Below are 24,928 nucleotides of genomic sequence, written 5' to 3' on the forward strand. Positions count from 1 at the left end.
CCGCGCTGGTCCCCGGCGGGCTCGGCACCGATGCTGGACCCATGATTGCGCCGGACACCAAGGACTGGACGTGGGTGCTCGAGCGGCCGTGCCCGGAGTGCGGGCTCGACACGGCGAGCTTCGACCGCGAGGACGTGGGCAGGCTGCTGCGGGAGAACGCGGCGGAGTGGCAGCGGGTGCTGGCGCGGGAGGACGTGCGGGAGCGCCCGGCCGCGGACGTGTGGTCGCCGCTGGAGTACGCGTGCCACGTGCGTGACGCGTGCCGGATCTTCCTCGGGCGGCTGGAGTCGATGCTGTCCACGACGGACCCGGAGTTCCCGAACTGGGACCAGGACCGCACGGCGGTGGAGGCGGACTACGCGTCGCAGGACCCGGCGCGGGTGGCGGCGGAGCTGACCGAGGCGGCCGCACGCTTGGCAACGGCCTTCGACTCGGTGTCCGGCTCGGCGTGGCAGCGCACGGGCCGGCGCAGCGACGGTGCCCGGTTCACGGTGGAGACCTTCGCGCGCTACTTCCTGCACGACCCGGTGCACCACCTGCACGACGTCAGCTAGGCGGGCAGCGGCCCCACCGCGCCGCGGGCGACCTGCGCCCAGGCGAGGCGGCCGAAGAGGTAGTGGCAGGCGACCTGTTCGTTGGTGAAGCGCGCCCAGTCGTAGCGGTTTCCCTGCTCGCGCCAGAAGACCTCCCACACGGGAACGTCCTCTTCGGACTCGTCGGTGCGCAGGACGCACCAGGCGTTGTCGGCCTCGGCGCCGACCGAGACGACCTCGTGCGGCACCCCGATGACCTCCAGCCAGCGCAGGATGGAATCGACGTTCACTCCCCCTCCTCGAGGGCCAGGTATCCCAGGGTGACCAGCTCGTCGGCGGAGTGGACCGCGCGGTAGCGCAGGCCGCCGCCGGGCTGGCCGAACCACGGCGCGGAGGCCGTCTGCCACATCGGAACGGGCCGGAGCACGCGGTAGCGGCGGTACTCGGCCCCGGCGGCGGACGGCGGCAGCGACCGCTTGACGAACAGGGTGCCGGCGGGGGCGAAAACGCGCCCTTCGACGGGGCCGAAGCGGTCGAGGAGCGTGCCCTCGGGCAGGACCTCGGGCTCCCCCGCGTCGGCGCCGCCTTCCGGGTACAGCTCGCCGGGCGGCCAGGCGTACTCGGGGATCCCGTCGCGGTGGCCCGCGAGGAAGCGGCGGTCCCAGTCGCGTTCGGACAGTCCGCCGAGGGGGTCGTGTGTGTCGAAGAGCCCGGCGGGTGCTTGGTGCGACGGGTCGCTTTGGCGGCGGAGGCCGTTGCGCACGTTCTGGATGGCTTCGCCGGGGACGATGAGGTCGGAGCGCGGGTGGTCGTAGGGCGGGAAGCGGAGGCCGGCGGCGTAGTCGACTTCCTCGGGGGGCGGGGGCAGCTGGCGGTGCGGCCGCACGGTGGCGACCGGCAGGTGCCCGATGGGAAACATGGCAACAAGGAACAAGGCGACGATGCTCTCCCGCTCCTGGCGGGGCGCGCCCAGCGGCGGGTACGGCCCGGGGGCGGGCGGCGGTTGGGCGGGGAGGGGGCGCTGCTCCCAGCCGGGAGTGGCGGCGCGGTGGGGTTCGGGCCCGGCGGGGCGAGGGGTGGGGGTGGTGTCGGGGGGGGCGGGGTTGGCGGGGTTGGCGGGTGAGGCTGCGCCACCAGGCGGGGCCGGGGTGCTGCCGGGGGTGGCGGGGGTGGCCCGGTTACCGGGCCCGGCCGAGGAGCCGGGGGCCGGCGTGCTTTCGCGAAGGCCTGCGCCGCCGGGGGTGGCAGGGTTGCCGCTAAACGGGGCCGGAGTGCCTGGGGAAGCCGAAGTACTGGGCCTCCTGCCGGTAGTGCCGGGCTGGCCTGACGGTGCGCCCGCCGAGGCAGGAGGCCGGGACGAACCCGCGACTCCATCACGAGTGACCGGCGGCGCGAACCCACCAGGCGCCACATTCGGAAGCCCTGCTGGGGGTCGGGACAGGCCACCTCCGTCAGCGAGAGGCGGCATCGCGGAAGGCGGGCGGAACGCGGGCGAGGCCGATCCTTGCCCGGAAGGGGCGGCATCGACGGGCGGCGGGTAGCCCGCCGGCAGCGACGGACTGGGGTACGGAGCGGGCGCCCCCTCGGCGAAGCCAGAAGCGACCGTTCCCCCGGGGATCCCGGCCGGAGGGGTGGGGACGTCGTCGAAACCGCCCGGGGCGAGGAAGCCTCCGTACTGCCCCGTGCGGATCGGGCCCGTGCCCAGGTCGGGCGAACCACCGGCGAATGCTGAGTCCCCCGGGAGGGCGGCGGCATCGGGAGCTCCTGCGAGCCCGGAAGCCACCTCCCCGACCGATCCGGGGAGACCCGCCGCCGGACCAAACCCGGGGAGTCGCGCCGCATCCGCCGCTGGTCCGGGAGGCGCAGCCGGAACCGCCGCATCCCGCGCCAGCCCGGAAAGGCCTACCGCGGCATCCCTTGCCGCGCCATGCACCGCTTCCCCCGCGGCACCAGCCACCCCGGGAACGGCACCATCCGCCAGGCCCGCAACCCCATGCACCGCACCGTCGGCCAGCCCCGCCACACCATGCACCGCTTCCCCCGCGGCACCAGCCACACCGGGAACGACGCCCTCCGCAAGTCCGGCAACACCATGCACCGTCCCTCCGGCGGCGCCTGCCACCCCGTGCACCGCACCATCCGCGAGCCCCGCAACCCCATGCACCGTCTCTCCGGCGGCCCCCGCCACACCCCGCACGGCACCGTCGGTCAGCCCCGCCACACCGTGCACCGTCTCGCCAGCGGCCCCCGCCACGCCGTGCACCGCACCATCCGCGAGCCCCGCAACCCCGCGCACCGTCTCTCCGGCGGCCCCCGCCACACCGCGCACGGCACCGTCGGTCAGCCCCGCCACACCGTGAACGGCCTCCCCCGCGGCACCCGCCACCCCATGCACCGCACCATCCGTCAGCCCCGCAACCCCGCGCACCGCACCATCCGCCAGCCCCGCCACGCCGTGCACCGGCAGCCCACCCCCATGAGCAGGCTGCAGCAACCCACCCCCGGACAACCCGTCATCCACAGTGGACAAAACCCCACCGGGCAAACCGGTCACCGCGCTCAGCAACCCCCCGCCGTCCCCCATGCGGGCGCCCGGGTTCACGTGCAGCAGCTCCACCCCGCCCACACCGCCCCCACCGACCGCCGCCGCCAGGTCACTGCTCAGCGCACCCAGGTTCGCCGCCGTGCCCTTGAGCACCGTGTCCAGCCCCAGCAGCGCCGCCGGGTGTCCCGCGGCCGCCGCGACCTCCGCCGCATCACGGTTCTTCGCCGCGTCGACCAGGTGGCGCACCATCTCGACCTTCGCCGCCGCGACCTGCTCCGCCGCGTGCTCCAGGCGGTCCGCGGCCTCCCCCGCCCCCTGCGCCGCCAGCGTCAGGTGCCCGCGGTCCGGGTGGACGAACTCCGCCCACATCCCCCGCGCCGCATCCGCCGACGGGCCCGTCAGCGCTGCCGCCGCGGCGCTCGCCGTGCCGTCCGCCTCCGCGGCCAGCGCCGTCAGCTCGTTCTGCGCGTCCCGCCACGCCGTGGCCTGCTCGCGCAGCTTGTCCTCGTCCGCCTGCGGCCACGCCAAACCCGTCGCGGCGGCGAGGTCCGCGAGGTCCTTCGGCAGCTCGATCCCCATGACGTCAGTCCCGCACCGCGTCCGCCGCCGCCTCGTCGCCCGCCCGGTACCGGCGCGCCGCCTCCGCGAACGAACCGCCCGCCTGCGCCAGCCGCTCCGCCAGGCCCCGCACCCGCTCCGCCGCCTCGTCGGCCGCACCGACGTGCGCCGCCGCGAAGCTCCGTCCCACGGCGTCCGACCCCCACGCCGCCGACGCGCCCGCCAGCGCCCGCTCCAGCTCCGCCGACACGCGTGCCGCCCGCTCGACCAGCCCGTCGAACTCCCCTGCCCGCGCGGAAAGCCGCTCGACGTCGGATTCGAACCCGGTCACCGGGCTATCCAGTTCCGGTCCTCGTAGCTGTCCTCGTCCAGCGCGTGCTTCGGCCGCGAGACCTCCGGCGCGGCGAGATCGGCCGTGCCCAGCAGCAGCGCCTGCGGATCGGTGCCCGCCGGCAGGACCGGCGCCAGCACGTCCCCAGCCGCGCCGTACGCGCGCCGCGTCGCCTCACCCGTCACGCGCACGATCCGGTCGGCCAGCTCGGCGGGCCGGTACCGCCGGTACGCCTCCTCGGCGATCACCAGCCCCGTCAACGTCCCGCGCGCGCCCACGGTGGCCGTCACCAGGCCGTCCGGGTCACTCGCCGACGCCGTGACCGACGTGAGCTCGCGCTGCACCGAGGCGAGCTGCTCCCTGCTGCGCCGGTACCCGGCCAGCAGCTCCTCCACCTGCGCGCGGTGCTCGGTCACGGCACCCTCCTCGGTAGTACAGCGGTCGGCTTGGAGTTCCGACGCGCCCCGCGCCGCCCCGGTTCCCGGGATTCACCCGGCGAGCGCGTTGACCACCCGTGAGGGGCTGGGCCTGCCGAGCCGCTCCGCCATCCACTTGCTGGTGGCGACGAGCTTGTCCAGGTCCACACCGGTCTCCACGCCGAGCCCTTCGAGCGTCCACAGCAGGTCCTCGGTGGCGAGGTTCCCAGTGGCCGACTCCGCGTACGGGCACCCGCCGAGCCCGCCCGCCGACGAGTCCACCGTGGTGACCCCGCACCGCAGCGCGGTGACCGTGTTGGCCAGCGCCTGCCCGTAGGTGTCGTGGAAGTGCACCGCGAGCCGTTCGACGCCGACGCCCGCCTCCGCGAACGCGGCGAGCAGGCCCTCGACCTGCCCGGCGGTGGCCACACCGATCGTGTCGCCGAGGGACAGCTGCGAGCACCCCAGGTCCAGCAAGCGCTTTCCGGCGGTCACCACCTGCTCGTACGGGACGGGCCCCTCCCACGGGTCCCCGAAGCACATCGACAGGTACGCCCGCACGTCCATCCCGGCGTCGCGCGCGCCCGAGACCACCGGCTCGAACATGTCGAACTGCTTCTCGACGGTCGAGTTCAGGTTGCGCTGCGCGAAGGTTTCCGTGGCGCTGCCGAAGATCGCGATGTCCCGGCAGCCGGCGTCCAGCGCCCGCTTCAGCCCGCGCTCGTTGGGCACCAGCACCGGGTACCGCACGCCTTCGCGGCGCTGCAACCCGTCGAGGAGCTGCTCGGCGTCGGCCAGCTGCGGCACCCACTTCGGCGAGACGAAGCTCGTCGCCTCCAGCGTGGTCAGCCCCGCGTCGGCGAGCCGGTCCAGGAACTCCAGCTTGACCTCGACCGGCACGATCGTGCTCTCGTTCTGCAACCCGTCACGCGGCCCGACCTCCCAGATCGTCACGCGCGAAGGCAGTCCGTCCGCCGCTGCCCGCTGCGGCAGGCCCAGTTCCCTCGTGCCCATCTCAGCGCCTCCCCCTTGCCTGGGTTTCGCCGGGGAAGTCGTCGTACGGGTTGTCGTTGACTTCCCGGTAGATCACCGTGTGCACGTGCTCGACGGACGGGATGTCCTCGAAGCGCAACGGCTCGTGCGACGCGGACTCGATCACCAGCGTGCCGCAGCCGAAGATGCGGTCGACGAGCCCGTGCTCGAACTGCACGCTGTTGATGCGGCTCATCGGGATGTCGATGCCGACGCGCTTGAGCACGCCCTCCCGCGTGATGAGCCGGTCCGTGGTGACGATGAAGTGCGTGGTGCGCCAGCGGATCAGCGGAGCGAGGAACAGCCAGCAGATCAGCACGACGCCCACGACGCCGATCGCGATGCGGGACACGTCGTGCCACGGCGCGGCGAGCCCGCCGGTGAGCGTCAGCAGCCAGACGCCGGCGGCGACGGTGACGACCAGCCAGAACACCGGCCAGATGAGCATCTTGAAGTGCGGATGGCTGTGCACAACGACCTGTTCGTGCTCGCTGAGCAGGTCCTCCGGGTACGCCACTTCGGCACCCTCCGATCCTCGGCTGCTGGTGGGGTCACGGTACCGCTCGCAGGTGCACGACGTCCCCGGCGAACACCAGGTGCCGCTTGCCCTGTTCGTCCTCGACGATCAGCTGCCCGGCCGGATCGACGTCGGTGGCGGTGCCCAGCAGTCCGGCGTCACCGGGCAGCATCACCCTGACCTGCTGCCCGAGCGTGTCGCAGGCCTTGCGGTACTCGTCGAGCATCCCGGCGTGGCCGAGATCACCGCCCGCTTCGCGCCAGCGCCCCTCGCGCGCGGCGAAGGCGGTCAGCAGCAGTTCGGCGACCTCGGTGCGGTCGGTGGTGCGGGCGCCGTTCTCGGCGAGGGACGTCGGGCGCAGCCCACCGGCGCCGGGCCGCACGCCGGGGCCGAGCGGCCGGACGTTGAGCCCGATGCCCAGCACGACGGCGACCTCCTCGGCCGCGACGGCCTCGGCGAGGATCCCGGCGCACTTGCCGCGGTCGGGTCCGGCGAGGACGTCGTTGGGCCACTTGAGCGCCGCGTCGACGCCGAGTTCCCTGGCCAGGTCCAGCACGGCGAGCCCGGCGACGATCGCCAGCGAGCCCAGGTCGGCGAACGCGACACCCTGCGGGCGCAGCAGCACGCTCAGGCACAGGGCGCTGTCCTTCGGGGAAATCCACTCCCGGCCGCGGCGGCCGACCCCCGCGGTCTGCTCCTCGGCGATGAGCACGGTGCGGTCGGGTGCCCCGTCGACGGCGGCCGCCCGCAGGTCGGCGTTGGTCGAACCGGTGCTGCTCACGACGTCCACCGCCGCGTAGGGGCCGACGAGCCCGGCACGCAGGCGCGCCGCGTTGATCAGGGTCATGTGCGGGAGACTAATAACGTCACGGCGATTCACTCGTTGGGGAGGGCGAAAGTTCCCTAACCTCGGGTAGGTGACCATTCGTTCCCCCAAGTGGGCCCGCGCGGCGGCGGGCCGGGCTCTGATCGCGCTGGTCCTCGTCGGCGGGCTGGTGGCCGGTGGCTGGTTGCTCGCGCGGGCGCCCGAGCGGCCGCCGGTGCCGCTGCCCGCGGCCGCGGCCCAGCCGGAGGGCAACGCGGCGACGGCGGCTGGTCCTTCCGTGCTGGAGGTGAGCGCGCCCGTGCAGGCGCAGGCCCCCCAGCAGCAGGGGCCCAGCGAGCTGGAGAAGTGGGCGGCGGGGTTGAGCGGGGCACTGGACATCCCGGAGCGCGCGTTGCTCGGCTACGCCAACGGTGAGCTCACGCTCCGCAGGGAACAGCCGGCGTGCCACCTGTCCTGGGTCACACTGGCGGGGATAGGCAAGGCCAGTTCCGATCACGGACGGTACGGGGGCAACGGGCTCGACGCCGCCGGGGCGCAGACGCGAGCGCTCGGCGCCGTGCCGCTGCAGGGCGCGGCCGGGGAGGCGGCGAGCGAGCAGCGCAGCGGGCCGATGCAGCTGACGCGGCAGGAGTGGCAGCGCGCGGGCGCCGGCGGGAACATCCAGGACATCGACGACGCGGCGGTGGCGGCCGGGCGCGTGCTGTGTGCGGGCGGACGTGACCTCCAGGCCGGGCTCGGCTGGTGGAAGGCGATCGAGAACTACCGCGATTCGGCGCTGTTCCGGCAGCAGGTGCTGGGCAACGCGCAGCTGTACGCGACGCTGTCGCTGGCGCCGCAGACGGCTTCGGCGCCGTCGGTGCGTGCCGTGCGGTTCGCGCTCGACCAGCTCGGCCTGCCCTACGTGTGGGGCGGCAACGGGCCGGACGCGGGTGCGGCGGGGTTCGACTGCTCGGGGCTGACGAAGGCGGCCTACGACTCGGCGGGCGTGGCGCTGCCGCGCACGGCGGATTCGCAGTTCCGCGCGGAACCGCCGGTGGCGGGGGAACCGAGGATGGGTGACCTGGTGTTCTACGGCAGCCCGTCGACGCGCATCCACCACGTGGGGTTGTACCTGGGCAACGGCTTGATGATCAACGCGCCGACCGAGGGCATGGCCGTGCAGATCGCGACGTACCACGTCGCCGGGGACGACTACGCCGGCGCCGGACGTCCGTCTATTTAGGACACAGCGGCGGCGGTGGGCGGTGGCGCCAGCCCGGTCCGGCGTCGCATCCGGACCTGCACTGGCCACCTTCGACGACCTCTCGGCTCCGCGCATCGTCGCCTCGGTCAACGACCACGACGCGCGGATCGCCAAGGTGGCCGGCTATCGGGGGTCCCGCCGGGGCGGGATGCGGAACAGCCGTTCGGCGTTGGCGTGGCTGATCAGCGCGCGTTGCTCGTCGGTGAGGTCGGCCGCGGCCAGGAAGCCCGTCGCGACTTCGCTGTCTTCGTACGGGTAGTCGATCGCGAACATGAGCCGTTCCGCGCCGACCTTCCGCAGGGCGTACTCGAACACGTCCTGGTCGTACATCCCGCTGGTCGTGAGAGTGAAGTTGCGCAGGACGTACTCGCTGGGCTTGAGCTCCAGCTTCACCATGCCGAGCAGGTCGCCCGCCCAGCGGTAGGTCTTCTCGTAGATGTTGTCCAGCCGCCAGAGCCAGAACGGCAGCCCTTCCCCCAGATGCCCGAGGACGATCTTCAGGCCGGGGTGGCGATCGAGCGCGCCGCTCAGGATGAGCCGGACCGCGTGGGTGCCCGCCTCGGCCTGGAACCCCCACAGCGCCGCCACCATGCCGTAGTCCCGGAACGGCGCCATCATCTGCGGGCTGGGCGAGCGCGGGTGCAGGTACAGCGTGGCGTCCTGCTCGGTCAGTGCCGCGAGCACCGGCTCCATCTCCGGCTCGTCCAGGTAGTGGCCGCCCGTGTGGGATCCGATGAGGATCCCGCCGAACCCCGGCATGCCCATCACCCGGCGCACCTCGGCCGCCGCAGCCTCGGGATCCTGCGGCGCCACCGCACCGAGTCCCGCGAAGCGCCCGGGGTGCCGGCGGATCAGGTCGGCGAGCGTGTCGTTCATCTCCCGTGCGAGCGACGTCGCGCGGGCGGCATCGGCGTACAGCTGCACGCCGGGCGGGTTGAGGCTCAGCACCGACAGGTCGACGCCCGCCGCGTCCATCTCGGCCAGCCGCGTGGGAACGTCACTGAGCCGGGGACGCATCACCGGGTCACGCGGGAAGTTCACCACGAACGCCTGCTCGGGCTCCTCCCCCGGAGCCACCGCGAGGTTCTCGATCTCGTCCCAGAAGCGCCCGGTCGCGAAATGTTCCTTGACCGCGATCAGCCGGTGCGCGCCCGTGCCGGTCACAGCTTCATCCCGCCGGACGCCTCGATGCGTTCGCCGTTGATCCAGCCGGTGTCGTCGGACAGCAGCGCGGCGACGACCCGGCCGATCTCCTCGGGCTCGGCCGGGCGGCCGAGGGCGGTGATGGCGCCGACGCGCTTGCGGTACTCCGGGTCGTCGCGGATGACTCCCCCGCTGAAGTCGGTCGCCGTCGCGCCGGGCGCCAGCGTGTTGACCCTGATGCCGCGTGGGGCGAGCTCCGTGGCGAGATACCTGGTCAGCGGCTCGATCGCGCCCTTGCTCACCGCGTACGCGGCTTTGCCGGGGAAGACGAAGCGCACGAGCCCCGAAGAGAGGTTCACTATCCGCCCGCCGTCCCGGATCAGCGGGACGAGCTGCTGCGTGACGAAGAAGACACCGCGCACGTTGACGGCGTACAGCCGGTCGAGATCCTCCACCGTGGTCTCCGCGAACGAGGCGGTGTGCCAGATCCCCGCGTTGTTGACCAGGTAGTCGAACCGGTCGACGCCCATCGCGGCGAGTTCGGCGCGCACTTGCGCGGCGAAGGAGTCCAGGGTGCCGACTTCGCTCACGTCCACTCGCAGTGCGCTGACGAGCCCACCGTGCTTACGCGCCTCGGCAGTCACCTCGTCCGCGGCGCCGGCGTCGGAGTTGTAGGTGAAGATGACATCGAGCCCGCGGGCGGCCAGGTTCAGCACCGCCGAGCGGCCGATACCGCGGCTGCCGCCGGTCACGATCGCCACTCGCCGCGCCGCGTCGCCGCGATCCGTCGACGAACCGGTTTCCGCCATGGTTGTCTCCTGTGTTCGCATCGTCCGTCGACGTTCGTAGATCCACTTGAGACGCTAGGGACGGGACCGCAGGAGGAAGAAGGTCTCGTTGCTCCTAGGGCCGTCAGGACCAGGCACCGCCCGTTGACCGACGGCTCGCGTCAGTGCGCTCGCGCGTGGCACCGTGGTGGCAGGAGGCGTGGTGGACCCCAGTGACGCGAACACACTCCGCCGCATGGCCGGGCTGGCGACCCCGATGGCCCTGCGCGTCGCGGTGACCCTTGGCCTGCCGGACCGGCTCCTCGACGACGCGGCCACCGCCGACCGGCTCGCGGAAGAGCTCGACGTGTCACCCGTCGCGCTCGACCTGTTGCTGGGCCACCTCGCGACCCTCGGCGTCGTCGAGCGGACATCCGCCGGTTACCGGACCACCGAGTTCGGCGCGCACCTCTGCGCCGGCGCGGACGGTGGCTTCACGAACCTCCTGCTGCGCCTGGATTCCGCCGCGGGCAGGGCCGAGCTGGCGTTCGTCGAACTGGCCCACAGCATCGCCACCGGGCAAGCCGCCTACCCGCGCCGCTACGGCCGGGACTTCTGGGCCGACCTCGCCGAACAACCGCACCTGCGCGAGACGTTCGACCGGCAGATGACCCTGCGGTTCCACGAGCAGATTCCGCAGATCGTCGCCGGTTTCGACTGGTCCCGGTTCACCACGATCGTCGACGTCGGCGGCGGCCCGGGCACCCTGCTCGCCGCGATCCTGACCGCCCACCCCCGGCTGCGCGGCCACCTGGTCGACGTGACGGCCGACGCCCGGCGCACCCTGAGGCACCTCGACGACCGGGCCGAGGTGACCGTGCGCAGCTTCTTCGACCCGCTCCCCGCGGGCGCGGACGCCTACCTGCTGTCCGACATCCTCCACAACTGGGACGACGAGCACGCCCACCGGATCCTCGCCCGGTGCGCGGAGGCGGCCCGCCCGGCAGGCCGCGTCCTCGTCATCGAACCCGTCGGAGGGCGGGCCGGCACCGACATGGACCTGGCCATGCTCGTGATCCACGGCGGCCGCGAACGCCGGGTCGACGAGTTCCGCGAACTCGCCGCACCCCACGGTCTGGTCCTCGACACCGTGACCGACTTGACCGGCCAGCGCTGCCTCCTCGAATTCGCCTCAGCCGGATGAGGCGGCGGACAGCGCCCGCAGGTCGTCGAAGGCCTGCGACAGGTGCTCGTACACGCTCTGCGAGGGGTCGTCGATCCACGCCTGCAGCGCGTGGTGGAAGGCGGCCCAGCCGGTCTGCGCGGCCAGGTCGGCCAACCGGTCGGCGACGCCGCGCTGCCGCAACGCCTCCGCGCAGGCCTCGGTGAGCGAGGCGTTCTTGGCCAGCTCGCGTTCCCGCAGCGCGGGCGTCGCGGCGATGATCTCCAGCCGCGGTTCGGTGTACGGGCGGCTGGCTTCGAGGATCCGCGCGGCCTTCCGGAAGGCGTAGAACAGCACGTCGAACGGCGGCAGGCCGCCGGGCGCTTCGGCCACCGACTGCGTCAGCTCGGCTCGCAGGTCGGCCTCGCCGTCGAAGAGCACCTCGCGCTTGTCGGGGAAGTGCCGGAAGAAGGTGCGCTCGTTGACGCCCGCCCTCGCGGCGATCTCCGCCGTGGTGGTGCCGTCGAACCCGCGTTCCCGGTACAGCTCCAGCGCGGCCTGCCGCAGCCGCTGCCGTGCTTCTGCTCCGCTTCTGGGCACCTCCGCAGCTTACCCGCGTTGCGCCAGTGACTGGCCTCACGTTGCGCCAGTCACTGGCGCTACGCGTAGAGTCCGTTAGTGCCAGTCACTGGCGTTACAGGAAAGGCTCACCCATGCACCTCTTCGTCACCGGCGGGACCGGCCAGACCGGGCCGGCCGTCGTCGCGGAACTCGTCGCGGCCGGGCACACCGTCACCGGCCTGGCCCGCTCGACCGCCGCCGCCGCGCGGCTGGAGTCACTCGGCGCGAAAGCACACCGCGGCTCCTTGGAAGACCTCGACAGCCTGCGGGCCGGCGCGGAAAACGCCGACGGCGTCCTGCACATGGCCTACGGCGGCGATTTCGCCGATCCGGACGACCTCATCCGTCGCGACCGCGCGGCGATCGAGGCGCTCGGGCAGGCTCTGGCCGGGACCGGCAAGCCACTCGTGAGCACCTCGGGCACGTTGGTCATGCGGCCGGGACGGGTCGCCACCGAGCAGGACGCGCCGGATCCCGGTTCGGTCGCCGCCTTCCGCATCGCGGGTGAGCGGGCGTGCCTGGACTTCGCCGAGCGGGGCGTCCGGGCGAGCGTCGTGCGGCTCGCGCCCACCGTGCACGGCCCGAGCGACCACGGGTTCGTCCCGGCCCTGATCGCGGCGGCGCGGCGAGCGGGCGTCTCGGCCTACCTCGGGGACGGCACCAACCGCTGGCCCGCGGTCCACCGCTTCGACGCGGCGCGTCTTTTCCGCCTGGCACTGGAGAAAGCGCCCGCCGGGAGCGTGTTGCACGGGGTCGCGGAAAGCGCTGTCACGGTCAGGAGCATTGCCGAGCGGATCGGGCGAGTGCTCGGCGTCCCCACCGTTTCACTGACCCTCGATGAGGCCGCCAAACACCTCGGAAACCCTTTCCTCGCCAGGTTCTTCTCCCTCGACGTGCCCGTTTCGAGCGAGCACACCCGGGCGTTGCTGGGCTGGACGCCGGAGCACAAGGGGTTGCTGGAGGACCTGGAAACCGGCGACTACTTCACACCGGAAGCCAGCCGCCGCGCCGAGGAGATCTGGCTCGCCCACAGCAACTGACGCACGAGAGGAAAGCCATGCCCATCGAAGACCTGCGTCCCACCGTCGACTGGGACAAGTACCGGACGCTCACGCTGGAGCGGCGCGACAACGGGGTCCTGCTCGTCACGATCGCCGCGCCCGAGGGACATCCCGCCCCCACGCTCACGCGCCGCCACACCGAGATCAGCTGCCTCTGGCGGGATTTCGCCGACGACCCCGCACTGCGGGTCGCGGTCATCACCGGCACCGGGGATCACTTCTGGACGGTGGAGGGCGACGAAGGCATCGACGAGATGCGCGAAAACCCCGGCCACTACGGCAATACCGTCAACCTCATCCGCGAGGGCCTGACGAACGTGCGCGGCATCGTCGACTGCGACAAGCCGATCGTCTCCGCCATCAACGGCGAGGCGATGGGTTCGGGGCTCGCGACGGCACTGCTGGCGGACATCAGCGTCGCGTCGACGGAGGCGCGCCTGATCGACGGGCACCTCTTGCAGGGCATCGTCGCGGGGGACCATTCGGTGCTGAGCTGGCCGCTGCTGTGCGGGCTCGCCAAGGCCAAGCTGTACCTGCTCGCCTCGGCGGACCTCACCGGCGAGGTGGCCGAGCGCATCGGCCTCGTGAGTCTCGCGGTCCCGCCCGGCGAGGTGCTCGGCACCGCACTGGGCATCGCGGACCGGATGGCGGCGGGGCCGCAGCACGCACTGCGGTGGACCAAACGCTCGCTCAACCACTGGCTGCGCACCGCCGTCCCGGCCTTCGAGGCGTCGCTCGCCTTCGAGGCCTTGAGCTTCTTCGGGCCGGACCTCGCCGAGGCGCTCACCGCTCAGGTCGAGCGACGGCAACCGCGGTTCGCCGAACCGGCGCACTGGTAACCCGCCTCACTCCAACCCCTTGAGCGCGCGCAACAGCAACATCGTCAGCGCACGCTCGTCCTCCTCCACCGCCCCCAGCAGGGCCTCGTCCGCCGCGCGGATCGTCTCGCGGGCCTTTTCCAGCAGTTCGGCCCCGGTGGCCGTCACGTGCAGCTCCGCCGTCCGGCCGCGGCCCGGCTCGCTGCGTCGTTCGATCGCGCCCAGTGCCTCCAGCTGCGCGAGCGTCGACTGCATGCTCTGGACCGTGACGCCGGCGCGGCGGGCGAGGTCGCTGTAGGACAGGCCCGGTTGCCCGGCCAGGTGCCCGAGCGCCGAGAGGTGCCGCAGCGACAGCCCGCTGCGCTTGAGGTCGGCGTCGATGCGGTCCCGCAGCCGCCGTCCGAGCAGGACGAGCAGCATCGCGGGGCTCGACGCGGGTGGTTGCGGCGCGGTCACGTCCCGCATCCTCGCAGAGGACCCGGTTTCAGGCTCCCTCAAACTTCGGTTACAGTCAGGCTGAAACTCGAAGGAGGAGCCCGTGAACAAGGTCCTGCTCTCCATCCACGTCCTCGCGGCGATCGTGTTGATCGGCCCGGTCACCGTCGCCGCGAGCCTGTTCCCGCGTTACGTGCGGGCGAAGGAACCCGGCGTGCTGCGGGCGTTGCACCGGATCAGCAGCGGGTACGCGGTCGCGGGCCTCGCGGTGCCGGTGTTCGGGATCGCGCTGGGCGCGCAGATGGGCGTCCTCGGCGACGCGTGGCTCGTGATCTCGATGGCGCTGACCGCGATCGCCGCCCTGCTGCTCGCCCTCGTGATCGTGCCCGCGCAACGGCGGACGCTCGCCGCGGTGGAACGGGACGAGCAGCCCGGCGGACCCAACCTCGGGATGATCACCGGCATCTTCGGCCTGCTGTGGGCGGTCGTGGTGGTGCTGATGATCGTGCGGCCCGGCTCCACGACGGGGGTGTGAGCGTGCGAACCGTCGCCCTCGTCGAAGCGCTGAGCCTGCTCGTCCTCCTCGGCAACCTCGCCACCGTCCACGTGCCGCAGGTCGCCGCCATCGTCGGCCCCCTGCACGGCACCGCCTACCTCGCCGGGATCGCACTCGCCTGCGCGCGTTCGCACGACGTCCGGACGCGGCTGCTCAGCCTGATCCCCGCCGTCGGCGCGTTCCTCGCCTCGCGTGCGATCACGACTGCCGAGCGAGAGCAGCGGGCGCGCGCCTGAGCTCGCGGCGGTCCCACAGGCTCAGCATCGGCGTCGCCATCACGGTGGTCACGATCGCCACCAGCACGAGCACGCTGAACAGCTCACGCGTGACGATCCCCGCCGCCAGCCCGACGTTGATCGCGATGAGCTGCATCAGACCACGGGCGTTCATCAGCGTGCCGACCCGCAGCGCGATCGCGTTCGGCTCCCCCGCGACGCGCGCGGCCGCCCAGCAGGCGCCGAACTTGCCCGCGATCGCGACCACGATCGCCGCCACCGCGAACACGAGCACGGACGGCTGGACCAGCAGGCCGAAGTCGGTGTTGAGGCCCGAGTACGTGAAGAACAACGGCAGGAACACGGTGGCGACGGGCGTGAGCTTGTCGACGGCCCGGTCCACGGCCTCCGACCGCGGGAACACCACGCCGAGGCTGAACGCCCCGAACACCGCGTACAGCCCGATCTTGTCGGTGTACCAGGCGGCGAGGAACAACACGACGACGACCGCGAGCAGCAGGTGCTCGGGCGCGAGCCTGCCGGTCACCGGCACGACGCGTCCCCGCACCCTCGCCACGACGGCCAACAGCGCCAGCAGCACGAACGTGCCGCCCACGGCGAGCGAAACCGGGCCCGCGCTGCCCGCGGCGATGCTCAGCACGGCGGCCAGGAGGAGCCACGCGACCGCGTCGTCGAGCGCGCCGCACGCCAGCGCGATCGAGCCGAAGCGGGTGCCGGTGAGCCCGCGTTCGAGGATGATCCGTGCCAGCATGGGAAAAGCCGTGATCGCGAGCGTCACGCCGACGAACGCGATCGACACGAACAGCGGCACCCCGGGCGGGAAGATGTTCACCCTGCCGACGGCCAGCCACGTCAGCAGCCCGCCCAGGACCAGCGGCGCGACCATCCCCGCCGTGGAGATCAGGCTCGCCGGTCCCGCGACGCGGCGCACCTGCTCGGTGCGGAACTCGTAGCCCGACTTGAACATGAACACGACGAGCCCGATCTGGCCGACGACGTACAGCACGGGCCGGAGTTGTTGCGGGAACACGAAGTTCTCGACCCCGGGTGCCAGCAGGCCCAGCACGGACGGGCCGAGCACGACCCCGGCGACCATCTCGCCCACCACCGGTGGCTGGCCCGCGGCCCGCAGCACCCAGCCGACGAGCCGGCACACGAGGAGGATCACGATCAGCGCGAGGAAGAACGTGGGGGCGAGTTCGGTGGCGGACATGGTTTTCCCCTCAGTGCACCGGACATCTGGACGGGGCTGGGTCTGCGAAGTAGCGGCCGGCGAGCCGCCGGTGCCGCGCGTCGAGCACCATGAAGGTGCCGAGGCCGAGCTGCAGGAAGCTGCGACCCACGTCCTCCCACCGGTCCCGCACGCGCAGGAAGGTCCGGATCGCCCGCAGCCGCGCCGGGGAAACGCTTTCTCCGCGTGGGACCAGCAGGCACGGGCCGCGGCTGGGCAGTGAGCGGGTGTGGGTGACGGTGGAGTCGAGGGTGAAGCGCCGCAACACTTCCCGCACCGCAGCACGCATCGCGAGCGGAGCCAGCCGCCACGCGGGGCACGGGCGGTTGGCGGCGATGCCGTACGGGATGTGGTGGGCTTCCTTGGCGGAAAGCGCTTCCCACCGGTCCGGGTCGAACCGCCCGGGATCTTCGTAACCGGTGGCGTGGTAGGCGGGATAACTGAAGCACAGCACCGACCCCGCGGGGAGCGTCGTGTCCTCGTCGAGGGTGATCTCGTCCTTGGTGATCCGGTGCGCGATGCCGAACAGCGGGTACAGCCGCATGGTCTCGTCGAGCACGTGCCCCAGGTAACGATCGTCCGCAGTGGACGCTCGCTCCTGTATTTCCCGGTGCTGGGCAAGGGCGAGCAGCACGTGTGCCATGCCCTCGGACAGTTGCACGACGGCGGTGTTGAAGAAGGTGCCCTGCAGGTAGTGCACCTGTTCCCGCGGGCTGAGTGACGCGGGCAGCTCGTGCGGCACATCCCCCAGCCGTCGTGCCAGGTACCGAGTCAGGCGCTCGCGACGCTTCATGTGCCGCAGGCCGGTGCACTTCAGGGCCGTCACGACGTCGTTCGCGTGCCCCACGATCAGCTCGCGCGCCTCGCGCGGGCAGGGCTCGCCGAACACCAGCTCGTAGCAGAACTCCGCCCACACCGGCATCATCAGGTCGCGCAGCCGCACGAGCCCGCCGGGGAAGCCGTCCAGCACCGCGGCCGTGCACCGCGTGACCGCCTCCGTGATCCGGTCGCTCGGGCCGGACAGGATGCGCAGGGTCGTCCTGGCCACCTCGTCGTAGCGCGGCCCGTCCTCCAGGTGTTCCTGGTGCACCTCGGGGCCCGGGGAAAGCCAGTACCAGAACAGGTCCGACAACCCGGCGCCCTCGCTGCGGCCGCGGGCCGCCGGGTGGGAGTAGATCTCCCGGAACCGTTCGGGCCCGAACCGCTCGTTGGGGAAGGTGATCGCGTTGTCCCCGTTGACGAGTTCGAAAACCTTGCCACGCAGGGAAACCACGCGTTCGGCGAGCGTCACCACTTGCCCCCTTCCGGTCCGCGCACGGTGACCAGATCACGCGTCAGGTCCGCGAGCCGGCGTCCGCCGCACAACGCCAGCGCGTCGTCGAACTCCTCCCGCAGCAGCTCCAGCACCTGCCGCACCCCGGACTCCCCCGCCGCGGCCAGCCCCCACAACACGGGTCTCCCGATGCCCACCGCGGTCGCGCCGAGCGCGAGCGCGATCGCGACGTCGGTGCCCCGCCGGACGCCGCCGTCGAGCAACACGGGCACCCGCCCGCCGACGACTTCGACGATCCGGGGCAGCACGTCGACCGGCGCGGGTGCGGCGTCGAGCTGGCGGCCGCCGTGGTTGGACACGAGGATCCCGTCCATCCCGTGCTCGACGGCGAGGTGCGCGTCCTCGGGGTGCAGCACGCCCTTGAGCAGCACCGGCAACGACGTCGACTCCCGCAGCCGGTCGAGGTCCGCCCACGACAGGGCCGGCGACATCTCGATGTTCCGCGGACCGCCGGGCAGGTCACGCATGTTCTCCGCGAACAGCCCGTCGGGCAGGTCGGTGAACCCGTGCCGCCGGTCGCGTTCGTGCCGCCCGAACACGGGCGAGTCGACCGTGACGACCAGCGCCGAGCAGCCCGCGTCCGCCGCCCGGCGCACGAGGAGGTCGGTCACCTCGCGGTCGGTCTGCAGGTAGAGCTGGAACCACAGCGTCGCGCCGGGATCGACCTCGCGGGCCGCGGCGGCCATGTCCCCGATCGCCACCGTGGCGGCCATGCTCGCGATCAACACAGTGCCCGCCGCGGCGACCGCGCGTGCCGTCGCCAGCTCGCCGTCCGGGTGGGCAAGCCGGTGAAATGCCGTAGGAGACACGAAAACCGGCATCGACGCCTCGGCGCCCGGCAGCCGCACCGCGAGGTCCCGCGTCGCACTGCCCGGCAGGATCCGCGGCAGCAGCGCCAGGCGCCGGAACGACCGCTCGTTGTCGGCGAGCGCGACCTCGTCGCCCGCGCCACCCGCGAAGTAGTCGTAGTGCTCGGGCGCGAGGCGTTGCCGTGCCACGTCGTGCAGCTCGGCGAGGCTCGTCACGCCAGGCTCACCGGCTGCTGGGCACGCAGGTACTCCCGCAGCGGAGCGCGGTGCACCCGCTCGCTGTCCCACTCGTTTTCGAGGTTCTCGGTGACGTGGTGCTCGTCGAGCAGCTGCCCCGCCCGGTACCGGCGGACCACCGGGTGCAGGTACCGCCCGTCGAGACCGCTGGTGTCCTCCTGCGACACGCGGCCCGCGGAGACGTCGAACGGGTTGACCTTGTCGTGGTCGGCGCCGTATTCGAGGGTGACCGTGAGGTAGGTGTCGACGTCGCCGAATTCGCCGCGTGTGACGGCGTCGTGCAGGTAGTCGACCGGCATCTCCTCGGCGTAGCGCACGGAGCCATCGGCGGCGAAGAACACGGCGTCACCGAGGAAACCGAACATCTGCCACAGCGCCGAGGTGCGGTTGACGCGTTCGATGATCGCGCCGGTGACCGCTTCCGGCGTGCCGTCCAGCTCGCGGGCGGGCCACGGCACGCCGTGGTGGCGGTGTTCGAGGATCCGGTGCAGCGCCCGCACCGCGTACCGGAAGCCGTGGATGAACCCGCTGGTGGACTTCTTGAAGTCGCGGACCTGCGTGATCGTCCCGGCGAAGTAGAGGCTGGGCACGTTCACCGACTCCCACGCCGCGGTCTGCGCCGGGAACCGGTCCTTGATCGCCAGCTCCGGGCGGCACTCCGGGGCGAAGATCGAGGCGTCGAACCGGAAGCCGGTGGCGAGGATGACGCGGTCGTAGCGGATTTCCTTGATCACCTCGTTCACCCGCTCGAACGCGACCCGCACGAGGTAGCCGTCGCCGTCGCGCCGGATGCTCAGCACCCGCCCGTCCAGCAGCGCGTTCTGTGACTTGAGCTGGTAGGTGTCGAGGAAGTTGTTGTTGACCGCCCGCAGGTGGCCGACGAAGTGCGTCTGCCACGCCAGGCGCAGCGAGCCGGACCCGGCGACGTGGATGACGGCCGCCGTCTCGATCAGGTTGTCGGCGGTCTCGAACGCGGAGTTGCCACGCCCGATGATCAGCACCTTCTGGTTCGTGTACCCGGCGGGATCGACCGGCATGTCGACGTACCGCTCGGCCAGTTCCGCGCCCTCGATGTCCGGGATGTACGGCTTGGTCACCCCGGTCGCGACGATCACCCGTTTCGCCCGGTAAGTGCCGCCGTCCTGGTCCGTGGCCACGAAGTCGTCCGGCTTGGTGATCTCGACGATGCGGGTGCCGAAGCGGATCACGAGGCCGTGCCGGACGGCGAAGTCGCCGAGGTAACGCACCATGTCCTCGGCCGGCGGGAAGTACCGCGGCGTGTACCGGGTGAACAGCGGATCGTTTTCCTCGGTGAGGAGGGAATTCCAGTCGACCCGCAGGTTCAGCTCCGGATCGGTCCACCCGGTGTGCACCTTGTTGCTGGAGATCAGCTGGCGGTGCCGCGGAAAAGCGGTGAAGAAAGTTCCGGGCGATTCGCCCGATTCCACGATGAGGTACCGGTGGCCCGAACGGCCGAGGAAATAGCCCATCTGGAGGCCCGCGGGACCGGCCCCGATCACGAGGTAGTCGAGAGTTTCCTCTGCAGACAACGAAAATCTCCTCCCAGTGCGCGCAGCCCCAGCTAGTTGAAGCTTGAACCAATGATCACGAATTGGGTACGTGATTCAGATCACAGTCAATTCGTCGTAGGCCGAACGGAGGTTCTTCACGCAAATCTGACGATTTAGTCCAGGGAGTGGATCTTCTGGTACAACGACGACATGACAGACGTGTTCCCGCGAACACTGCTCGACGCGCTCGCCGCCGATTCCGCCACCCCCGCCTTCGAGCACGGCGGCCGCACCGTTTCCCGCGGCGAGCTGCTGGACCTGGTTTCGCGGTACGCCGGCGGCCTCCTCGCCGCTGGTCTGGACCAGCCGGCGGAGGTCGCCGTGGCGACCGGCGTCACGCCAGAGGGCTTCGCGGTCCAGACCGCCGCACACGCGCTCGGGCACTGCGTGGTCGCCGTCAAACCCGGGCTCACCGTGGCGGAAGCGGCGCACGTCGTGGGCGGCGCCGACGTGGTCGTGACGGACGCGACCACCCAGCCCGAGGTCCTGGCCGCGGCACGCAAGGTGCTGCCGCTGGGCACCCTGGCCGCCGAACCGGTCCCGCTCGCGCCCCGCGGGCGCCCGGACGACCTCGCCACAGTGGTCTATACCAGCGGCAGCACGGGACTGCCCAAGGGCGTGGAGTTCACCTACGCCGCGATGACCGCGCGCTGGGCCTGGCGGACCGACGGCTGGACGGACGACACGCGGCGGCTCGCCGGGCGGTACCGGCGGTTCCTGCTGTTCGGCACGCTCGCCAGCGCGGTCATGCAGGAGCACCTCGGGTTGTGCCTGCTCGGCGGCGGCACCGCGGTGATCCCGGACGCCGTGCCGATCTTCCCGCAGGTGCTCGAACAGCTGCGGATCACCGCGGTGCTGCTGACCGTGCCGCGGCTGAACTCGATCCTGGAGGTGCTGCGGGAGCGGGAGGCCGACCTCAGCTCGCTGCGCTCGGTGCTCGTCGCCGGCTCACCGCTGCCACCGCACCAGCTGGTCGCGGCGTACGACCTCATCGGCGATGCGGTGCACCACGGCTACGGGCAGACCGAGACGGGCATGCTGTGCCTGCTGACGGCGGAGGAGGCCGCCGCGTACCCGGAAGCGGTGGCGTCCGTGGGACGGCCGTGGACCGGGGTGGAGCTGGAAATCCGCGACGAGGACGGGAAACCCGTGCCTGCCGGGGAAACCGGGGAGATCTGGGTCCGCACCGCGAACGCGTGCCGCGGGTACCGCGGGGAGGACGCGGGCGAGGTCCTGCGTGACGGCTGGGTGCGCACGCGGGATCTCGGCAGGCTCGACGAACGCGGCTACGTGTACCTGACGGGCCGGGCGCGGGACGTGATCATCATCAACGCGATCCTGCACTACGCGGGCCCGATCGAAAGCGCGCTCGCCGCACATCCCGACGTGGACGAGGCGTACGTGGTCGGCGCCCCGGACGAGCGCACGGGCGAGGCGGCGCACGCGTTCGTCGTCGCCGCGCCGGGGCGTGAGCCGGACCTGGAAGCGCTTCGCCTTGCGGTGCGGGAAGAACTCGGCGAGAGCGCGGTGCCCGCGACCATCACCGTCGTGGACTCCGTGCCGGTCGCCCCGAGCGGGAAACCGGACAAGGCCGCGCTGCTCGCCACGCTGCGGACGTGAAAAGAGCCCGGTGTCGCCACCGGGCTCGGTCCACTTCGGACGTCAGGCGATCGCCTGCTCCGGGGTGCGCACCTCGAGCTGGTGCACCACCCGCTCGGTCGACAGCTCGTGCGCGGTCAGGTCCACCAGCGCGACCAGCACCACGGCCAGCGCGTCGGCGAACACGAGCGCCGGCGTGGTGAACACCAGCGCCGCGATCAGCGACCACAGGCCCACCAGCGCGAGCACCCCGTGCCCGATCCTGGCCGAGAGCCGGTGCGACAGGATCGCCCCGAGCGCCCCGATCACGGTCAGGCCCGTGAACACACCGAAACCGATCCAGCCGGCGACGGGCGCGGTGAACGCCACGGCGGTCACCGCGAGGAACGCACCAGCAAGGATCCCGAGCACATCAACGCCGAAACGCGCGTTCAGCGACATAGCCAACACCTCCGCGCCGCCACGGACGGCGGCAACTCCTCCAACGGGAAAGAGTCGGGCAGGTCGGACAGCGGCCTGGGCGGCTCGGCTTCCGCTTCCGGAAGCTGTCTTGGTCAACAGCGGACATCCGGCGGCTCTTCCCGGTGGGCGCTGTCTCGTGGATCACGCCCGGTTTTGACAAACCCGTTTGCCGAACGTGCAATAGAAGCATGGCGGAGGAGTTCGACGAGGTGCTGACGACCATCGGGCCGCGGCTGCGGGCGCTGCGAAAACAACGCGGCGCCACGCTGACCGCGCTGTCCGAGGCCACGGGGATCTCGGTCAGCACGCTCTCGCGCCTGGAATCCGGCAGCCGCAGGCCGAGCCTGGAGCTGCTGCTGCCGCTGGCGCGCGCCCACCGCGTCCCGCTCGACGAGCTCGTCGGCGCGCCGGAGACCGGGGATCCCCGCGTGCACGGCAAACCGGTGGTGGCACACGGGATGACGATCCTCCCGCTCAGCCACAACCCGGGCGGCGTGCAGGCGTTCAAGCACATCGTGCCGGCCGGCGCGCGGACGGACCCCGAACCGGCGACGCACGAGGGTTACGAGTGGCTGTACGTGCTCAGCGGCAAACTGCGGATCGTGCTGGGCAAGCAGGACACCGTGCTGCGCGCCGGGGAAGCCGCGGAGTTCGACACGCGCGTCCCGCACTGGTTCGGCAACGGCGACGCGCGGCCGGTGGAGTTCCTCAGCCTGTTCGGCCCCCAGGGCGAACGCATCCACATCCGCACGAAGCCCCGCTGAGCGGTTTTCACGCAGCGCTCTCGCGGCGGCGGCGCGGGCGGATGAGATGCAGCCTCTTCGGTCCGCAGGGCGCGCACATCCAAGCGCACGAAAGCCGCTGAGCGGTTTTCAGGGCCCCACTCTCGCGCGGCGCGGGTGGAGCAGGACCGCGCGACACGTCGAGAAGCCGCCCGCACCCGCGGCCGGTGGAGTTCCTCAGCCTCGTCAGCCCACCGGGCGCATCGCGGCGCGAGCGAGCAGCTCGTCGACCGACCACTGGTCGTACACGTGCTCGCCGTGTTTGCTCGCGACCACTTCGCCGCCGGGCGCGATCAGGAAGTCCGCGGGCAGGCCCAGGCGGCCACCGTGCGGGCGCGCCTTCGGCAACGGCGCCCGGGTCGCCAGGGCGACCGCGATCCCTCGCAGGACCGGCCCCCACGCCTTCGGGTGCAGCAACGCGCGCGGCGCCGACTCCACGCCGTACTCGACGTAGACCTCCTTGCCCGGATCGGCGACCACCGCGAACGGCAGCCCCGCCACGTGCTCGCGCAGCTCCTCCGCGGGCGAGTGGAAGAAGACCACCTCGCGCACACCCGCCGCGACGATCTCGTCGTGCCGCTGGACGAACGACCTCAGGTGGAGGTTGCACACGGGACAGCCCGCGAACCGCCGGAACTGCAGGTGCACCAGCCGCTCCGGATCCGGCACCCGGACGAGCTCCCCGGTCACGCTCTCGTAGGTCCGCACAGCTCCCCCTTCGTAGGTATACGTCGTACGCCTACGAACGCTATGCGCGTACGTTGTACGCTGTCAACCACCATGCCCCGCCCACGCTCGTTCACCTCCGCCCAGATCGCCGCCGCCGCGCTCGCCGTGCTCGATCGCGACGGGCTCGAAGGACTGTCGATGCGGGCGGTCGGCAAGGAGCTCGGCACGGCCACGATGGCGCTCTACCGCTACGTGGCCGACCGCGCGCAGCTCGAAGCCCTCGTCGTCGACCTCGTGCTCGGCCTCGTCGACCCGGCGCTGCCCGCGGGCTCCCTCACCGAACGGCTGACCGTGCTGGCCGAGCGCGTCCGGCAGGCCGTCGGCGAGCACTCGGCCGTCGTCCCCCTGCTGCTCGTCCACCGCCACACGTCGGCCGCCTCGCAGCGCTGGGGCGAGGCCGTGCTGACCGCGCTGGCCGAAGCCGGGTTCACCGGCCGCCGGCGCGTGATCGCCTTCCGCGCCTACCTCAGCCTCGTGCTCGGCGCGCTCCAGACCGAGTACTACAGCCCGCTTTCCGGCCCCGGCACCGAGGCGCTGAGCGAGCAGGACGAGTTCCCCGTGCTCGCCGAAACCGCCCGCGCCGCCGGGAAAATCCGGGCGGAGGAGGAGTTCCGCGAGGGCTTGGCGCTCCTCCTCCGCGGGCTCACGGGTGCAGGGAAAGCCCCTTGAGCGCCTTGTCGACCGCGTTCCGCCCGCCGTGCACGGCGATGCCGACGAGCCCCAGCTTCTCCGTCGGCACAGCGCGCACCGCGGCCCGGTTGTCCACGTCGTTGTCGGTGGTGAACAACTCCTCGGTGTAGACGGCGACGGCCAGTTCCCGCGCCAGCGCCTTCCGGTGCGTGTCGCGCAAGGCCTCCGCGTCGGCCTGGTACACCAGCACCGGCTGGCCGAACATCGGCAGGTACTCCTGCCCGGACGCGTCCTCGTAGGGCTCGCCGACGGTCTCCGGGAACCGCGCCGCGATCCCGCTCACCAGGAACGCGGTGACGTTCAGCCGTTGCCACGTGGCCAGGTCGTCCCGCACAACGACCGCGATCTTCGTCTTCATGCCCGTCATCGTGGCGAGCGCGGGACGACGTCGTCTTGAACGTTCGTGCGGGATACTGGCGGCATGGCGGACTGGGCGAGCTACTGGCGGGCACCCGACCGTCCGCTCGAAGCCATGCACGCCCACTTCGAGCAGCACGTCTACCACCGGCACAGCCACGAGACGTACTCCTTCGGCGTCACCGAGGCGGGCGCGCAGGCCTTCACGTGCCGCGGCGAGGCACGCACGAGCGCCGCCGGCATGGTGATGGCCTTCAACCCCGAAGACCCGCACGACGGCCAGGCCGTCCGAGCGGACGGGTTCACCTACCGGATCGTCCACATCGGA

28 protein-coding genes and 1 pseudogene are annotated in these 24,928 nt (G+C 72.0%); 11 read left to right on the forward strand and 18 right to left on the reverse strand.

Translation table 11 applies throughout. The features are described from left to right. Window positions 1–41 precede the first annotated feature (41 nt). A complete protein-coding gene (locus BMZ92_RS31250) occupies window positions 42–554 on the forward strand; it encodes a DinB family protein (RefSeq protein ID WP_091515010.1) in 513 nt (170 codons plus the stop codon). On the opposite strand, the gene BMZ92_RS31255 is transcribed toward BMZ92_RS31250, so the two are convergent. From BMZ92_RS31255 to BMZ92_RS31295, 7 genes are all read right to left on the reverse strand, one after another. Then, a complete protein-coding gene (locus BMZ92_RS31255; RefSeq protein WP_091515013.1) occupies window positions 551–823 on the reverse strand; it encodes a hypothetical protein in 273 nt (90 codons plus the stop codon). The two genes, BMZ92_RS31250 and BMZ92_RS31255, sit on opposite strands and share 4 nt — an antisense overlap. Next, complete coding sequence (locus BMZ92_RS38385; RefSeq protein WP_245783362.1) at window positions 820–3,657, reverse strand: glycohydrolase toxin TNT-related protein; 2,838 nt, start codon at window positions 3,655–3,657, stop codon at window positions 820–822. The genes BMZ92_RS31255 and BMZ92_RS38385 overlap by 4 nt, the downstream gene beginning before the upstream one ends. 4 nt (window positions 3,658–3,661) lie before the next feature. Next, the gene (locus tag BMZ92_RS31275; RefSeq protein ID WP_091515019.1) at window positions 3,662–3,967 is read right to left on the reverse strand and encodes a hypothetical protein; all 306 of its coding nucleotides are present in this window, start codon (window positions 3,965–3,967) and stop codon (window positions 3,662–3,664) included. Continuing rightward, the gene (locus tag BMZ92_RS31280; protein WP_091515021.1) at window positions 3,964–4,383 is read right to left on the reverse strand and encodes a YbaB/EbfC family nucleoid-associated protein; all 420 of its coding nucleotides are present in this window, start codon (window positions 4,381–4,383) and stop codon (window positions 3,964–3,966) included. Before BMZ92_RS31280 ends, BMZ92_RS31275 begins: the two co-directional genes overlap by 4 nt. A gap of 72 nt (window positions 4,384–4,455) precedes the next feature. Beyond that, entirely contained in the window at window positions 4,456–5,397 is a 942-nt protein-coding gene (locus tag BMZ92_RS31285; RefSeq protein ID WP_091515024.1) for a hydroxymethylglutaryl-CoA lyase, read from the reverse strand. Between the two features lies 1 nt (window position 5,398). Then, window positions 5,399–5,932, reverse strand: a complete 534-nt coding sequence (locus BMZ92_RS31290) for a PH domain-containing protein (protein WP_091515027.1) — start codon at window positions 5,930–5,932, stop codon at window positions 5,399–5,401. Window positions 5,933–5,966: 34 nt separating this feature from the next. Then, entirely contained in the window at window positions 5,967–6,779 is an 813-nt protein-coding gene (locus tag BMZ92_RS31295; protein ID WP_091515029.1) for a biotin--[acetyl-CoA-carboxylase] ligase, read from the reverse strand. Window positions 6,780–6,849: 70 nt separating this feature from the next. On the opposite strand from BMZ92_RS31295, the gene BMZ92_RS31300 reads away from it, so the two are divergent. Then, a complete protein-coding gene (locus BMZ92_RS31300) occupies window positions 6,850–7,980 on the forward strand; it encodes a C40 family peptidase (RefSeq protein WP_245783363.1) in 1,131 nt (376 codons plus the stop codon). A gap of 144 nt (window positions 7,981–8,124) precedes the next feature. On the opposite strand, the gene BMZ92_RS31305 is transcribed toward BMZ92_RS31300, so the two are convergent. Both BMZ92_RS31305 and BMZ92_RS31310 read right to left on the reverse strand, forming a co-directional pair. Continuing rightward, complete coding sequence (locus BMZ92_RS31305; RefSeq protein ID WP_091515034.1) at window positions 8,125–9,165, reverse strand: amidohydrolase family protein; 1,041 nt, start codon at window positions 9,163–9,165, stop codon at window positions 8,125–8,127. Beyond that, complete coding sequence (locus BMZ92_RS31310; RefSeq protein ID WP_091515037.1) at window positions 9,162–9,953, reverse strand: SDR family NAD(P)-dependent oxidoreductase; 792 nt, start codon at window positions 9,951–9,953, stop codon at window positions 9,162–9,164. The genes BMZ92_RS31305 and BMZ92_RS31310 overlap by 4 nt, the downstream gene beginning before the upstream one ends. A 214-nt stretch (window positions 9,954–10,167) precedes the next feature. Between BMZ92_RS31310 and BMZ92_RS31315 the strand changes: the two genes are divergently transcribed. Then, window positions 10,168–11,115 carry a methyltransferase gene (locus BMZ92_RS31315; RefSeq protein WP_091515151.1) on the forward strand — a complete coding sequence of 316 codons (948 nt, stop codon included), beginning with the start codon at window positions 10,168–10,170 and terminating at the stop codon, window positions 11,113–11,115. Here BMZ92_RS31315 and BMZ92_RS31320 read toward each other — a convergent pair. Beyond that, a complete protein-coding gene (locus BMZ92_RS31320; RefSeq protein WP_091515040.1) occupies window positions 11,104–11,673 on the reverse strand; it encodes a TetR family transcriptional regulator in 570 nt (189 codons plus the stop codon). The genes BMZ92_RS31315 and BMZ92_RS31320 overlap by 12 nt on opposite strands. Window positions 11,674–11,786: 113 nt before the next feature. On the opposite strand from BMZ92_RS31320, the gene BMZ92_RS31325 reads away from it, so the two are divergent. Both BMZ92_RS31325 and BMZ92_RS31330 read left to right on the forward strand, forming a co-directional pair. Continuing rightward, the gene (locus BMZ92_RS31325) at window positions 11,787–12,734 is read left to right on the forward strand and encodes an SDR family oxidoreductase (RefSeq protein WP_091515044.1); all 948 of its coding nucleotides are present in this window, start codon (window positions 11,787–11,789) and stop codon (window positions 12,732–12,734) included. 17 nt (window positions 12,735–12,751) lie between these two features. Continuing rightward, window positions 12,752–13,594 (forward strand): enoyl-CoA hydratase-related protein, encoded by an 843-nt coding sequence (locus BMZ92_RS31330; RefSeq protein ID WP_091515046.1) that lies wholly within the window; start codon window positions 12,752–12,754, stop codon window positions 13,592–13,594. Window positions 13,595–13,600: 6 nt separating this feature from the next. On the opposite strand, the gene BMZ92_RS31335 is transcribed toward BMZ92_RS31330, so the two are convergent. Continuing rightward, window positions 13,601–14,038, reverse strand: coding sequence for a MarR family winged helix-turn-helix transcriptional regulator (locus BMZ92_RS31335; RefSeq protein WP_218153582.1), 438 nt, complete (start codon window positions 14,036–14,038; stop codon window positions 13,601–13,603). Between the two features lie 73 nt (window positions 14,039–14,111). On the opposite strand from BMZ92_RS31335, the gene BMZ92_RS31340 reads away from it, so the two are divergent. Together BMZ92_RS31340 and BMZ92_RS31345 are read left to right on the forward strand one after the other, a co-directional pair. After that, entirely contained in the window at window positions 14,112–14,543 is a 432-nt protein-coding gene (locus tag BMZ92_RS31340) for a hypothetical protein (protein ID WP_091515048.1), read from the forward strand. A gap of 2 nt (window positions 14,544–14,545) precedes the next feature. Continuing rightward, a complete protein-coding gene (locus tag BMZ92_RS31345) occupies window positions 14,546–14,800 on the forward strand; it encodes a hypothetical protein (RefSeq protein ID WP_218153583.1) in 255 nt (84 codons plus the stop codon). Here BMZ92_RS31345 and BMZ92_RS31350 read toward each other — a convergent pair. From BMZ92_RS31350 to BMZ92_RS31365, 4 genes are read right to left on the reverse strand one after another with little or no spacing between them, the layout of a single operon-like run. After that, window positions 14,763–16,013, reverse strand: coding sequence for a cation:proton antiporter (locus BMZ92_RS31350; protein ID WP_091515052.1), 1,251 nt, complete (start codon window positions 16,011–16,013; stop codon window positions 14,763–14,765). The two genes, BMZ92_RS31345 and BMZ92_RS31350, sit on opposite strands and share 38 nt — an antisense overlap. Before the next feature lie 10 nt (window positions 16,014–16,023). Then, on the reverse strand, window positions 16,024–17,322 hold the full coding sequence (locus tag BMZ92_RS31355) for a cytochrome P450 (protein ID WP_245783364.1): 1,299 nt from the start codon (window positions 17,320–17,322) through the stop codon (window positions 16,024–16,026). After that, window positions 17,319–18,389, reverse strand: a complete 1,071-nt coding sequence (locus tag BMZ92_RS31360) for an alpha-hydroxy acid oxidase (RefSeq protein ID WP_091515057.1) — start codon at window positions 18,387–18,389, stop codon at window positions 17,319–17,321. The genes BMZ92_RS31355 and BMZ92_RS31360 overlap by 4 nt, the downstream gene beginning before the upstream one ends. Next, a complete protein-coding gene (locus BMZ92_RS31365) occupies window positions 18,386–19,960 on the reverse strand; it encodes an NAD(P)-binding domain-containing protein (protein WP_091515058.1) in 1,575 nt (524 codons plus the stop codon). Before BMZ92_RS31365 ends, BMZ92_RS31360 begins: the two co-directional genes overlap by 4 nt. 171 nt (window positions 19,961–20,131) lie before the next feature. Between BMZ92_RS31365 and BMZ92_RS31370 the strand changes: the two genes are divergently transcribed. After that, a complete protein-coding gene (locus tag BMZ92_RS31370) occupies window positions 20,132–21,601 on the forward strand; it encodes a class I adenylate-forming enzyme family protein (protein ID WP_091515061.1) in 1,470 nt (489 codons plus the stop codon). A 42-nt stretch (window positions 21,602–21,643) separates the two neighbouring features. Here BMZ92_RS31370 and BMZ92_RS31375 read toward each other — a convergent pair whose 3' ends face one another. Next, entirely contained in the window at window positions 21,644–22,021 is a 378-nt protein-coding gene (locus BMZ92_RS31375) for a hypothetical protein (RefSeq protein ID WP_091515064.1), read from the reverse strand. 209 nt (window positions 22,022–22,230) lie between these two features. Here BMZ92_RS31375 and BMZ92_RS31380 point away from each other — a divergent pair, with 209 nt between their 5' ends. Beyond that, window positions 22,231–22,806, forward strand: coding sequence for a helix-turn-helix domain-containing protein (locus BMZ92_RS31380; RefSeq protein ID WP_091515067.1), 576 nt, complete (start codon window positions 22,231–22,233; stop codon window positions 22,804–22,806). Between the two features lie 204 nt (window positions 22,807–23,010). Here the strand turns inward: BMZ92_RS31380 and BMZ92_RS31385 are convergent, their stop codons facing one another. After that, complete coding sequence (locus tag BMZ92_RS31385; protein WP_091515069.1) at window positions 23,011–23,532, reverse strand: peroxiredoxin-like family protein; 522 nt, start codon at window positions 23,530–23,532, stop codon at window positions 23,011–23,013. A 72-nt stretch (window positions 23,533–23,604) separates the two neighbouring features. Between BMZ92_RS31385 and BMZ92_RS31390 the strand changes: the two genes are divergently transcribed. Then, on the forward strand, window positions 23,605–24,222 hold the full coding sequence (locus tag BMZ92_RS31390) for a TetR/AcrR family transcriptional regulator C-terminal domain-containing protein (RefSeq protein ID WP_091515072.1): 618 nt from the start codon (window positions 23,605–23,607) through the stop codon (window positions 24,220–24,222). On the opposite strand, the gene BMZ92_RS31395 is transcribed toward BMZ92_RS31390, so the two are convergent. After that, on the reverse strand, window positions 24,197–24,610 hold the full coding sequence (locus tag BMZ92_RS31395; RefSeq protein ID WP_091515074.1) for a DUF2000 domain-containing protein: 414 nt from the start codon (window positions 24,608–24,610) through the stop codon (window positions 24,197–24,199). The genes BMZ92_RS31390 and BMZ92_RS31395 overlap by 26 nt on opposite strands. 105 nt (window positions 24,611–24,715) lie before the next feature. On the opposite strand from BMZ92_RS31395, the pseudogene BMZ92_RS38885 reads away from it, so the two are divergent. Continuing rightward, window positions 24,716–24,922 (forward strand): annotated as a pseudogene (locus BMZ92_RS38885) (AraC family ligand binding domain-containing protein); the annotation flags it as partial. Between the last annotated feature and the right edge of the window lie 6 nt (window positions 24,923–24,928).

This window comes from Amycolatopsis sacchari (assembly GCF_900114035.1).
Classification (GTDB): domain Bacteria; phylum Actinomycetota; class Actinomycetes; order Mycobacteriales; family Pseudonocardiaceae; genus Amycolatopsis_E; species Amycolatopsis_E sacchari.

What these genes read in the sequence shown, in the direction of transcription:
- BMZ92_RS31350 (WP_091515052.1), bottom strand. Translation starts at nt 16,013, where the DNA reads ATGTCCGCCACCGAACTCGCCCCCACGTTCTTCCTCGCGCTGATCGTG.
- BMZ92_RS31325 (WP_091515044.1), top strand. Translation starts at nt 11,787, where the DNA reads ATGCACCTCTTCGTCACCGGCGGGACCGGCCAGACCGGGCCGGCCGTC.
- BMZ92_RS31380 (WP_091515067.1), top strand. Translation starts at nt 22,231, where the DNA reads ATGGCGGAGGAGTTCGACGAGGTGCTGACGACCATCGGGCCGCGGCTG.
- BMZ92_RS31315 (WP_091515151.1), top strand. Translation starts at nt 10,168, where the DNA reads ATGGCCGGGCTGGCGACCCCGATGGCCCTGCGCGTCGCGGTGACCCTT.
- BMZ92_RS38385 (WP_245783362.1), bottom strand. Translation starts at nt 3,657, where the DNA reads ATGGGGATCGAGCTGCCGAAGGACCTCGCGGACCTCGCCGCCGCGACG.
- BMZ92_RS31310 (WP_091515037.1), bottom strand. Translation starts at nt 9,953, where the DNA reads ATGGCGGAAACCGGTTCGTCGACGGATCGCGGCGACGCGGCGCGGCGA.
- BMZ92_RS31395 (WP_091515074.1), bottom strand. Translation starts at nt 24,610, where the DNA reads ATGACGGGCATGAAGACGAAGATCGCGGTCGTTGTGCGGGACGACCTG.
- BMZ92_RS31285 (WP_091515024.1), bottom strand. Translation starts at nt 5,397, where the DNA reads ATGGGCACGAGGGAACTGGGCCTGCCGCAGCGGGCAGCGGCGGACGGA.
- BMZ92_RS31295 (WP_091515029.1), bottom strand. Translation starts at nt 6,779, where the DNA reads ATGACCCTGATCAACGCGGCGCGCCTGCGTGCCGGGCTCGTCGGCCCC.
- BMZ92_RS31370 (WP_091515061.1), top strand. Translation starts at nt 20,132, where the DNA reads ATGACAGACGTGTTCCCGCGAACACTGCTCGACGCGCTCGCCGCCGAT.
- BMZ92_RS31375 (WP_091515064.1), bottom strand. Translation starts at nt 22,021, where the DNA reads ATGTCGCTGAACGCGCGTTTCGGCGTTGATGTGCTCGGGATCCTTGCT.
- BMZ92_RS31250 (WP_091515010.1), top strand. Translation starts at nt 42, where the DNA reads ATGATTGCGCCGGACACCAAGGACTGGACGTGGGTGCTCGAGCGGCCG.
- BMZ92_RS31390 (WP_091515072.1), top strand. Translation starts at nt 23,605, where the DNA reads ATGCCCCGCCCACGCTCGTTCACCTCCGCCCAGATCGCCGCCGCCGCG.
- BMZ92_RS31330 (WP_091515046.1), top strand. Translation starts at nt 12,752, where the DNA reads ATGCCCATCGAAGACCTGCGTCCCACCGTCGACTGGGACAAGTACCGG.
- BMZ92_RS31335 (WP_218153582.1), bottom strand. Translation starts at nt 14,038, where the DNA reads ATGCGGGACGTGACCGCGCCGCAACCACCCGCGTCGAGCCCCGCGATG.